Raw genomic sequence first — 11,323 nt, 5'->3', positions numbered from 1 at the left:
GAAGGGGTGACTGAACTGGACAAGCCGGACGATGCCGAGGCAGCGCGCGAAGCCCTCGACGCGGCGCGCAAGGAACGGGCACGGTTGGGCGCGCTGGGCCGGTGGAGCGAAGCCGACGAAGCCGCCATGAGTGCCCTGCGCCGGATCCTCGAGTTCGCCTCACCCGACATCGTCGGACCGGAACTGGGTGGCCTGGTCTACGTGGCGGGCAGCCCCAGGCCCGGGCCACAGACCGCCGGACGGCACGGGATCCCGGTTCCGCCGGAACGGCTGAGCGCGACGCGCGCGATGTCGCTGGTGAACCACGGGAACGACCCGAGGGAAGCGGCCGAGCTCGCACACGAAGCCCTGAAGTCGTTCAACTGGCGTGATGTCGGCACATTCTGGTACGCGATCCTGTCGCTCGCCTACCTCGACGACGGTGCTTCGGCCCAGCACCATTGCGAGCGCGCGATGACCCGCGCGGGCTGGGCCGCCTCGTCGGTGCTGACCGTGCTCCGGGCTCGCGTCGCGGCTCTCAACGGCGACTCGGTCACCGCCGTCCGGCTGCTCGATCCCCTCGTCACCGGCGACGTCGAAGACCAGTTCACCGAGGTCGCGGTGGCCTGGGCCATCGAGGCCTTGGTCGATCTCGGCGATCTCGATCGCGCGGACGCCCTGATGCGCGCTCACGCTCTCAGCGGCAACCTGGACGCCGTCGTCGATCGCGCCGAAGTCCTCGCGGCGCGTGGCCTCCTGAGCCGGGCGATCGGGCAGCCGGAGCCTGCCTACGAGGACTTCATCGCCTGCGGCCGGGAACTCGCTTCCTGGGGGGTCAGCAATCCCGCAGTCATCCCTTGGCGATCGAGAGCGGCCCTCTGCGCCGCCGCGACGGGACGCGAGACCATCGCCCTACCGCTTGCCGAGGAGGAGCTCAGCCGCGCGAGGAGGTGGGGCACCGCCCGTGCGATCGGTACCGCCTTGCGCACGCTCGGCCTGGTGTCCACCGAGGGCCGGGATGTCGAGCTGTTGAAGAAGGCTGTCGAATTCCTGGCGGACAGTGGCGCACGGAACACCTTGCTGGAAGCCCAGTACGAACTCGCGGTGAAATTGAGGCTCGAGGGACGCCACGACGAGGTTCAGCCCGCGCTCCGCGGCCTCCGCGAAACCGCGGCCGTGACAGGCAACAAGGCTTGGGAAGTCCGCGCGGACGAAACGCTGCGGCGGTGGACGGCGGCCGCTGACACTCCGAAGGTGTCCTCGAAAGAACGCAAGGTGGCGCACCTCGCTCAAGGCGGGCTGAGCAATGGCGAGATCGCCGAGCGATTGCGGCTGACCACGTCCACTGTGGAATTCCACCTCTCGAACATCTATCGCAAACTCGCGATTTCCGGGCGAAGCGAATTACGCTCGATCTTAGTCCCCATCCTGTAGTCGATGGCGTTTCCGCGAACCGGGTGATCGGTCGTCCAACGCCCCTGCCCGAAAGGGCACCCAGCCGTTCGTGAGCCGGCCGATCGCAGGTCACGGCACGCGCACCTCGATACCGGTGACAAAAGGGCTACCCCGCGCACTGTTCGGGCACTCTTCGCCTTCCGCCGCGAGATCGGCCGATACCGTCCGGAAATCGAAAGCTTCCGCGCATTTCCCGGCGCGACAGAACAGAAGCCCGGACAGAAGGTGAGCCGAACGATGGACCTCGGACAGACTGAAGTCGGACTGGTTCCCGGGCAGGGAGCGTACCGGCCCGGCACATTGGCCGTTCCGTGGGCACGCGGTGACGAATCGGTGCACGAAGTGTTCGAAACCATCGACGAGGTGTATCGCGCCCGCACCGGCCGCACCGTCAGTTCGGTGGTGTTCGCGGCCGAGCCACCCTCGCTCGAAGAAATGCTCACCCGGTATCCGGACGAACTCCAGCTGGCGATCTACGGCGCCTCCGTCACCGCGTACCGGATCATCGCCGCCCGCGGCGCAATCCTGGATCTGGTGGTGGGGCACAGCTTCGGGGAGATCGCGGCCCTGGTGATCGGCGGGGCGTTCTCCGTCGCCGACGGTGCTTCCCTCGTCTGTGACCGCAACGAAGTCCTGCGTGCCCACGCTCCCGAGGGTGGCCTGCTCGCACTGCGGTGCGGCCGGGTCCGCAGCGAGCTTCTGCTCTCGCTCGCGGAACTGCCCGGCCTGGCCTTCGCGGTCGACAACGCCGACGAACAAAGCGTGCTGTCGGGTCCCGCGGCACAGTTGGCCACGGCAGGCACGGTGGCGGAAACGCTCGGAATCGGCACTGGCACGGTCTCTTCGCCTTACGGGTTCCACAATAAGGCACTCGTTCCGGCGGGCCGGGAACTGGCCGCGAAGGCCGCCGAGTACAAAGCGGGCGGCTTCGCCATCCCTGTGTATTCGCCGATCCTCGGGCGCCGCTACCGCGATGGCGACGACCTGGCCGCCCTGCTGGGCCTTCATCTGTCCCAGCCGGTTCAGTTCCGGGAAACACTTTCCGGCCTCTACGCCGAAGGAAGGCGGTCGTTCACCGAACTGGGTGCGGGTGAGACGCTCACCAAACTCGTCCGTGCCGCCTTCCCGCTCGCCTCCGCGGTGGGCGCCCTCGGCCAGACCGGGCAACCCACGCCTGTCCCCCGCACGCGGCAAGCGGTCGCCGTCCCGGCTCCCGCCCCCAGCCCTGTACAGGAGACAGTGCCGGCTCCGGTCCTGGTCGCCGCAGGCTCGATTCCGGCGCGGGGAGAAGTGTTCTCGCGCTTGCGGGAACTGTACGCCGAAGCGCTGGAATACCCGGTCGAGGTCCTGACCGAGGACGCCGCGCTGGAGGCGGATCTCGGCGTCGACTCGATGCGCCAGACGGAACTGCTGACGAAGGCCCGGCAGATCTTCGACCTGCCCGCGCCCGCGCCGGGTTTCCGCAGTACCGACCTGGACACCCTCGCCAAGGTCACCGACTATGTGACCGGCAGTCGCGGGTGAACCCGGCGAACGGGGAACTGGAAGGCCGCGTCGCGCTGGTGACCGGCGGCGCGGGCGGCGTCGGTTCCGCGGTGGTGGAACTGCTCGCCCGCCGCGGGGCGGTCGTCTATCTCAACTGCTTCCATTCCTTCCAGCGAGGCAAGGAGATCGCCGGGCGCTTGTCCGCCGAAGGGCTGGACGTCCGGCTCGCGCGCGGTTCGGTCGCCAAGGACGAGCACGTCGAACGGATCATGGGGCAGATCGGGGAGGCCGAGGGGCGACTGGACATCCTGGTCAACAACGCCGCACTCGGGATCTTCGGCACCGCCGCCGGGATCAGCGAGGACGAGCTCGACCGGGCACTGGCGACGAACCTCAAGGCCCCGTTGCGCTGCGTGCAGCTGGCCCGGCCACTGCTGACCGCGAGCGGCCAGGCCAGTGTGGTCAACGTGTCCTCGGTGGGGGCGCGTTCGGTGCTGAAGGACTACCTCGCGATCGGCGTCACCAAGGCGGCGCTCGAGGCGATGACCCGGTATCTCGCGGTGGAGCTTGGCCCGGCGGGGATCCGGGTCAACACCGCCTCCGGCGGGCTGCTGGACACCGCGGGCGGTCGCATGTTCCCTGGGTACGCCGACTTCGCCTCGATGATGCGGGACCGCACACCGTTGGGACGCAGGCTGGGCGAGGTCGACGAGTTCGCCGAGCTGGTCGCTTTCCTCGCCTCGTCCCGCTCCCGCTGGATCACCGGGCAGACGGTCAGCGCGGACGGCGGTGTCGACCTGATGTGCGGGAATCTCCCCGAGAACCCCCGTGCGGTGCGGGAAGTCGCGCCACCACCGGCACCCGAGCCCGCCCCGCCCGCGGAGCCGGACACCGAAGATCCGATCGTCGTCGTGGGGATGGGCATGGCGGTTCCCGGCGCGTCGAGTCCGGACGAGTTCTGGGACGTGCTGGTCGACGGACCGAACCTGTTCACCGAGGCCACCCCCGATCGTTGGGTGACCACCGCGTTCACCCCGGGCCGCACCGACGTGCCGGACAAGGGATCGCAGCCTGTTTCCGGACTCATCACCGGTTTCCGTCCGCATCCCCGGCTCGCGGCGGAAGCACCGGCGGACACCGACTTCAGCACCCGGTGGCTGCGGCACAGCCTGTATCAGGCGCTCGAACACACCAGTGTCGGCGCGCGCGACCGGGTCGCCTTCTGTGTCGGGCTCACCGCCGACGGCAGCCAGCACCTGTCCGAGGCCCAGGTGGTGGCCGCGGTACGCGAAGCACTCGACGGACCACACGCCCGCGGCATGACCGGCGAGGAGAAACATCAGGTCGAGCAGCGCGTCCTGGCCCGTTTCCCGCGCGGCACGGGCGATACCGCCCGGTCGTTGCCGCACGCGATCGCGTCGGACGCCATCGCGGGGATCCTCCCCGGTGATTCCGCCGTGCACGTGGTGGACACGGCTTGTTCGTCCTCGCTGTACGCACTGGACCGAGGCATCCGCGAACTGAATTCCGGCCGCTGCGACGTCGCCGTATGCGGTGGCTCGGCGGTCATGCAGGTCACCTACATGGTGGCGTTCGCCAAAATGGGCGGCCTGTCCCCCACCGGCGAAGTCCGATCGCTGGACGAAGGCGCCAACGGCGTGCTGTTCGCCGACGGCGCGGGACTCGTGGTGCTGAAGAAGCTGTCCCGGGCGCTGGCGGACGGCGACACCGTGCTCGGCATCGTCCGTGGAGTCGGTCTGTCGGCGGACGGCAAGGGCAAGGCCATCAACGCGCCCGCCACCACCGGCCAGGTGATGGCCGCGCGGCGGGCGCTGGCCAAGGCCGGAACCAGCCCGCGGGACATCGACCTCGTCATCGCGCACGCCACCGGCACCCCCACGGGCGACACCGCCGAACTGCTCGGTATCGCCGAGGTCTACGCACCGGACCGCCCGGTCACCGTGGTGTCCAACAAATCCGTCATCGGGCACACCGGGTGGCCGGCGGGCGTGGTGTCCCTGATCCATCTCCTGCTGTGTCTGCGCCACGACCGGATCCCGCCACAGCACCGGTTCGAGCGCCTGCCCGCGCGGGTCACGGAGGAGACCACGAACATCGAGGTGCCACGCCGGACCACGGACTGGCGGCGAAGTGCCCGTGATCGAGCGCGGACCGGCGCGGTGGCCGCGTTCGGCTTCGGCGGCACGAACGCGACAGCCGTGGTGTCGGAATACCTTCCCGAGCTGCATCCGAGTGTGTCCGAGGGGCCGCGTGTGACCGCCCCGGTCGCCGTCCGGTCCCGGCCGCTGGTGATCGTCGGCTGGTCGGCCTGCGAGCCGGACGACGGCACGGCCTCCTTCGGCGCGGTCTACCCGGTCCATCCGATCGACGGGGTCGCGTTGCCACCGCCGATGATGCGCCGGATCGACAGGGCGCAGCTACTGGCCCTCGAATGCATGGTGCGGCTTCCCGCCCCGGTGCGGAAGCTGTGCGAGACCCACCGCGACACCACCGGCGTCCTGTTCGGGGTGACCGGCCAGACCGGCGCGATGCACGGCGCGCAACTGCGGGTGCATTTCGACGACATCCGGGCCGCGGTCGGCGGGAATCCCACCCCCGCCGTGGCGGACTTCCTCGACCGGATGTGGTCCGAGGTGGCCGTCACCTGGCCCGCGATCAGCCCGGACACCCAGCCCGGGGTGATGCCGAACGTCATCGCCTCCAGGATCGCCAACCACTTCGATCTCCGAGGGCTGAACCTGGTGGTGGACGCCGGGAACGCGGCCCTGCTCGAATCCTTCGAGACCGCGGCACGGTTCCTCGAAGAAGGCGATCTCGACCTGGCCCTGGTGGGCGGGATGAGCGCCAACCCGTACCCCGCCTGGGTCCGGTCGCTACGGGAGAAACCGTCCGGTGACTCCGTCGACGCGGAAGGCGCGTACCTCTTCGCGGTCACTTCGGCGGAGAAGGCCGAGGAATGGTCTCTTCCCGTGCTCGCGCACATCGAATCCTGACGCACACTGCCTTGGAGTTGTCATGAGCATTCCGGATGGCGTCGTTTCACCGCATCTCTTCGGCGCCGAGGGAGCGCGGGAACTGCTGGAAGTGCTGACCGGCAAGGTGCCAGAGCAGATCGTGGCCCGCGAGTCGAACGGCCGGACGGCCCGGTTGCGGGTCAGCTCCCCGGTCGCATCCACTACCGTGCTGCAACGGTACGAACTGTCCTGGCAGCGGGAAAAGCGCGTCCCTGTGTTCCCCGCCGGACCGCTGTTCCCGCCCGGAACGTTGGTGGTGCTCGCCGATGGCGCTTCGGTACCGGAGGGGCTGCCGGACGACGCGGCCGTCCTTCGGTTCGATGACGCGGGCTGGCGGCTCGGCGATCGACGGATGAGCGACGGCGAGGAACTGCTCGCGATGCTGACCGAAAGGTCCTACCGGCATGTACGCGTGCTCGCGACCCTTGCTCCGTGGCACGACTGGCTGGACCGCGATTCGGCCCCGGCCGAGGTACTCCGGCTGCATGACGCCTGTTTCCTCGTCGCGAAGGTCGCCAGGGAGCTGGAAACCTACGGAATCGCCCTTTCCGGCGGCGCACGCGAAGACGGAGCTGTCCACCCCTACGCGGGGTTGTTCACCGGACTGGTCAAGGTGCTGGAGCTGGAACCGGTGGTCGCCACGGCACGGTTCTGCGTGGTACTGACCGCCGCGGACGATCGGGCGGCTCCCGCGCAGCTCACCGAAGAGATGCGCGTCCGGCACGCCCTGCCGGGAGTCGTGCTGGGAGGCGGTGAGCGCTGGGTACGGCGCGCGCGGCCCGCCCCCGTGCCGCCGTCGCGGGGACCGGTACTGACCGAGGACTCCGTCGTCCTCGGCGCGGGCACGAGCCGGGGCATCGGAATGCTCACCCTGCTCGGCTTGGCGGAGAACTGCCGCCCCGTCGTCCACATCCTCGGCACCAACGACCTTTCCGCCTACCACCACGAAGAACTGGTCGAGGACGAGGAAGCCCATCGGCTTCGTCGCCGGACGGCACTGGTGGCGGCCGCCGGTGAAGACGGCGGTGTACCGATGGCCAACGCCAGGCTGCGAAAACTCGCCCAAGCCCGGGAAGTGCACGCCGATCTGGCCCGGCTCACCGCGCTCTGCGGCGAGGGCAAGGTGCACTACCACGTGTGTGACACGCGTGATCCGGACGAGGTCCGGCGGGTGTGCGCGGAGGTGATGGCGGCGCACGACGGGAGACCCGTCGATCTGGTGCTGAACTTCTCCGGGCTGACCCGCTCCGCGGAACTGCCCGCGAAACCGCTGAAGAACTTCCGCGCCGTGCGTGACATCAAGGTCGACACCTATCACGCGCTCAAACACGCCTTCGCCGCGAACCCGCCCCGGCGCTGGGTCAACGCGGGTTCACTGGCCGGGCTCTTCGGTATCCAAGGCGAGACCGACTATGCCGCGGCCAACGACTTCCTGTACACCGCCGCGGACGCGGCCATGGATTCGGCCGAAACCACCTTCGGCTGGGGACTGTGGGACGGCACGACCCGCTCCACCGAGCCACTGGTGGCCGAGGTGCTGGACCGGCATCTGTCGCGGATGCCCGCCGCCGAGGGCATCGCGCACTTCCTCGCCGAGCTGAGCAGGCCGGGCGCCGCTCGCACCCTCGGCTATTTCGGCGCTGTCGAACGGCGCATCATGAGCGAGCGGCATCCGCAGCGGACCGCGGTCTGGCTCCCCGGCCCCGAGCCGAAGTCGGCACCGCTGCTCGGCGAAGTCACCGAAGCGGGCGCGGGCAAGCTGGTCGCTCACCGGGAATTCAGCGTCGACCGTGACGCCTACCTGCGGCACCATCTCGTCGGTGGGCATCCCACCGTACCCGGGATGCTCGTCGTGGAGATCGCCGCACAGGCGGCGAAAGCGCTGGTGCCCGGCCGGGTGCCGGTCGGCGTCCGCGACCTCTCCCTCGACCGCTTCGTCCGCGTGTTCCGGGAATCCGCGCGGCCCCAGCGGAAGAAGATCGTGGCGGAGGTCGTCGAAGACACGCCTGGCGAGTACGGCGAAACCGTGGTGCGAGTGCGGATCCTGACCGATGTGGTGGCGCCGGACGGGACGGTGCTGGCCACCGACCGGGAGCACGGCCGGATGTCGGTGGTCCTGCGTGACCGGCCGGTCGAGTGCCCGCGGCCGCGACCGGATCGGCTTCCCGTCACCGCCGGCGCCATGGAACTGGCGAACCCTTATCAACTGCCGAACCCGTTCGTCGCGCTGTCCGGGATCTTCGCGGCGGCAGAACGGGTCCACTTCGGCCGCGAGGGCAAACTGGCCACGCTGACCCTCGACCGCGCCGAGGTGACACGCTGGTTCGAGGACGCGGTGTTCCCCGCCGTCGTCTGTGACGCGCTGGCGCAAGTGATGGCGGTGGCCGCCGAAGACGGGTGGAGCCCGATCGCGGTGCCGCGGACGGTACGCAGGATCGACTTCTACGGCGGACTCGACGACGTCGCGCTGGCCGGGGAGGAACTGACGCTGAGGGCCACCTCCGGACCGGAGACCGGTGACTGGGGCGGAGTCTTCACTTCGGACGGACGGCTTGTGCTGCGGATGACCGGCGCGACCGGCGAACCGCTGGGTTACGTGCATCAGGAAAGCGGACGGGTGCGGACGGTCGACGAGCAGCGTGCGGCACATCCTCTGGCGGTCTCCCCGCCGACGGTGCGGGCACCCGCGGACGGCGCGGAAAACGAACCGGCCGTGCGCCCGCAGCTTCTCGCCTACGACAGTTCGTCCTTCGCGAGGCAGGTGCAGCGTTGGGTGGCCGAGCCGGTGCCGCGTCCGGCGGAGCCCGCGCCGGGTGTGCTCCTGGACCGGCGGGTGCTGGTGCTGGGCGCGCACCGACCCACCACCGAAGCGGTGGCGAAGCAGCTCACCGCACGAGGCGCCATCGTCGTCACAGCGGACTCCCCGGCGCGTGTCGCGGAACTGACGGCCGAGTGGGATGCCATCGCCGATCTCACGCTCACCGGTCTCACCGACTACGAACTGGGTGATCCGGTCTGGCGTGAAGCACTTCGGACCACCACCGCGGCACTCCAGGCGGTGTACGACCACTGGCTCGAATCGGCGGAAGCGGACCGCTTCCAGTATCTGACGGTCGGCCATGGCGACGGGCTGTTCGGTCACTCCGGCGGTCCCGTCCCCCAACCGTTGAGCGGGGCCTGGGTCGCACTGGCGAAGAACCTGATGGTCGAACTGCCCGGGGTCCGCACCAGGAGCATCGACCTCGACCGCGGTGATGCCGCCACGATCGCCAGTGTGCTCGACACCGAAGCCGGGCTACCCGGTGATCAGGAGGTCGGCTACCGCGACGGTGTCCGCCATGTTCAGCGTGTCCTGATCAACTCCGCACCATCGGACCCGGCCTCGGCGTCGCCGGTGGGCCCCGAAGACCGCGTACTCGTCTCCGGTGGCGGACGAGGAGTCGGTTTCGCCCTCGCCCGGCGACTCGCCGCCCTCGGCGCGGAGGTGGTGGTCACCGGAAGACGCCCTCTGACCGGACCCGGTGCGGAGCCGGACGATGCCGCCTTCGCCGGCTGGCGCAAGAGGCGGCTCATCGACGCGGCCGGTGAACCCGGTGGGGTCGCCGAAGGCCGTCGCGCCGTCGAGGACGCCGAATTCGTCCGGACCGCGCTGGCCAACCTCGCCGCCGCGGCCGAGATCGGCCTGCGGATCCGTTACGAGCCTTGTGATGTCACCGACCGGGCTCAGGTCGAACGACTTCTGTCCTCTCTGGACTCCAGCCCCACCGTGCTGGTGCACAACGCCGCCACTTACCGCGGTGTCCGGTTCTCCCGGCTGACGCCGGAAGAAGTGGTACGGGCGGTCGACGTGAAGGTCACCGGCTTCGCGACCCTCTTCGACGCGGTCTCCGAGCGGGCGTCGGTGGACCGGCCCTTGCGCTTCGTCTCCTGCGCGGGGTCCATGTCCGCGAGCGGCGGGATGGTCGGCCACACCGCCTACGCGGCCGGCAGCGGCGCGCTGAGCAGGCTCGGCCTGTGGACGGCGCGGCGCAGTGGCGTGCCTGTGCACACGATCAACTGGCCGACTTGGGAACGCACCGGCAACATCGTGCACTACGTCGGTGCCGCCCGTTACGGTTCCACGATGTCACCCGAGGACGGCGTCGCGAATTGGCTCACGGAAATGGCCGCGCTGACCGGGAACCCGGACCATAGCGGGGAGTCCGGCTACTTCGGCAGGCTCGGCGTGATGGCCCGGCCGCATCATCTGCGCGGCACGTCGTGGCCCGCCGGGAGCCCGGACCGGAGACGAGTGGACACCGGCCGGCTGTTCCTCGGCGAGGTCAGCCGGCTCGTCGAGCACGAGCGATTCCGCACCCGGCACCGATGGACCCTCGCCGAGGACCCCCACCTGCGCGAATCCACCGGCGGGCTCTCCGTGCCGATGTTGCTCGAATACGTCCTCGCCGCCGGTGACTGGGTACGCCCGGAAGGACATCCGCGCCAGCACCTGGAATCGATCTCCGAGGTGGACATCCACCTCGACCGGCTTCGGCATGACGGGAACTCGCTCGCTCTGGAGTTCGACGCGGCCGGTGGCTGGACCGGTGAGGTCTGGCAAGTACGGGTGACGGTGAACGACGACACCGGCACCGTGGCGACGGCGGTGGTGAACTACGGCGAGCACCCGCCCGAGGCGCCCGCGGCCCCGGTCGGCGGGCTCGCCGGGGTGCGCGCCCACGCGGACGAGGACCTGTGGTGCGGTACGCCGACGCCTGCCGCCTGCCTGCCCCATCCGGCGCTCGCCGCCATCCTGGCGACGGCGGAGTCCGCCGGAGGGCAGCTGAAGATCGCGCGGCTCGTCGCCCTTCCAGGAGCCAGGGACGCCAGGGCCGTGCACATCGAGCCGGGCGGAGGACTCGCGATGGCGGAGGGACGTGTGGTGCTGTGGGTCGACGGCGGGTGAAGCGACCGCAGCGAGCCGATCCGCTGTCGAGAGTGGCGATTCGGGTTATCAATAACGCTCTTTATCACTCACGCCCCCCGTCAAGGCAGTGAAGGCCTCCTTTGCCACCTTGAGGGTAAGTAAGGGGACCTTCACGGCAGTGAGCCGATCACGCCACGTTGGACTTATTTGAGGGGTAAGGCAAACGTGGCGCGATCGGCTCGCTGCCTGGCGGCAGCCGAGGAGCTCCCCGCTGAGGCGGGGGGTCGCACGACTGTCCACAAGGGACAACTTTCAAGAGCTCGGCGTCCGGTTGATGACGCTATGCGAGGTCCCGCGCGGGGTGGGGGGTTGGCAAACAGGGGGTGGACCCCCAATGCAGCCCCCGCCCCCCCGCCAAACACCCCCCGGGCGGCAGCCAACGCCCCCCCGGCCCCCCACCAGT

4 protein-coding genes are annotated in these 11,323 nt (G+C 69.7%); all 4 read left to right on the top strand.

The genetic code is table 11. The features are described from left to right. Positions 1-6 precede the first annotated feature (6 nt). The 4 genes from ACZ5ZX_RS11980 (at position 7) to ACZ5ZX_RS11965 (ending at position 10,899) form a co-directional block, all read left to right on the top strand. Positions 7-1,413 (top strand): helix-turn-helix transcriptional regulator, encoded by a 1,407-nt coding sequence (locus tag ACZ5ZX_RS11980; RefSeq protein ID WP_465501997.1) that lies wholly within the window; start codon positions 7-9, stop codon positions 1,411-1,413. Positions 1,414-1,671: 258 nt separating this feature from the next. After that, on the top strand, positions 1,672-2,958 hold the full coding sequence (locus tag ACZ5ZX_RS11975) for an acyltransferase domain-containing protein (protein ID WP_465501996.1): 1,287 nt from the start codon (positions 1,672-1,674) through the stop codon (positions 2,956-2,958). Next, a complete protein-coding gene (locus ACZ5ZX_RS11970) occupies positions 2,955-5,933 on the top strand; it encodes an SDR family oxidoreductase (RefSeq protein ID WP_465501995.1) in 2,979 nt (992 codons plus the stop codon). The genes ACZ5ZX_RS11975 and ACZ5ZX_RS11970 overlap by 4 nt, the downstream gene beginning before the upstream one ends. A gap of 22 nt (positions 5,934-5,955) precedes the next feature. Next, the gene (locus ACZ5ZX_RS11965; protein ID WP_465501994.1) at positions 5,956-10,899 is read left to right on the top strand and encodes an SDR family oxidoreductase; all 4,944 of its coding nucleotides are present in this window, start codon (positions 5,956-5,958) and stop codon (positions 10,897-10,899) included. Positions 10,900-11,323: the final 424 nt, after the last annotated feature.

The organism is Amycolatopsis sp. NPDC033938, assembly GCF_055575975.1.
The sequence above is the reverse complement of the archived record's forward strand: the minus strand, read 5'-3'. Positions and strand labels throughout refer to the sequence as shown.

Coding starts and splice junctions, on each gene's coding strand:
- ACZ5ZX_RS11975 (WP_465501996.1), top strand. CDS start 1,672: ATGGACCTCGGACAGACTGAAGTCGGACTGGTTCCCGGGCAGGGAGCG.
- ACZ5ZX_RS11965 (WP_465501994.1), top strand. CDS start 5,956: ATGAGCATTCCGGATGGCGTCGTTTCACCGCATCTCTTCGGCGCCGAG.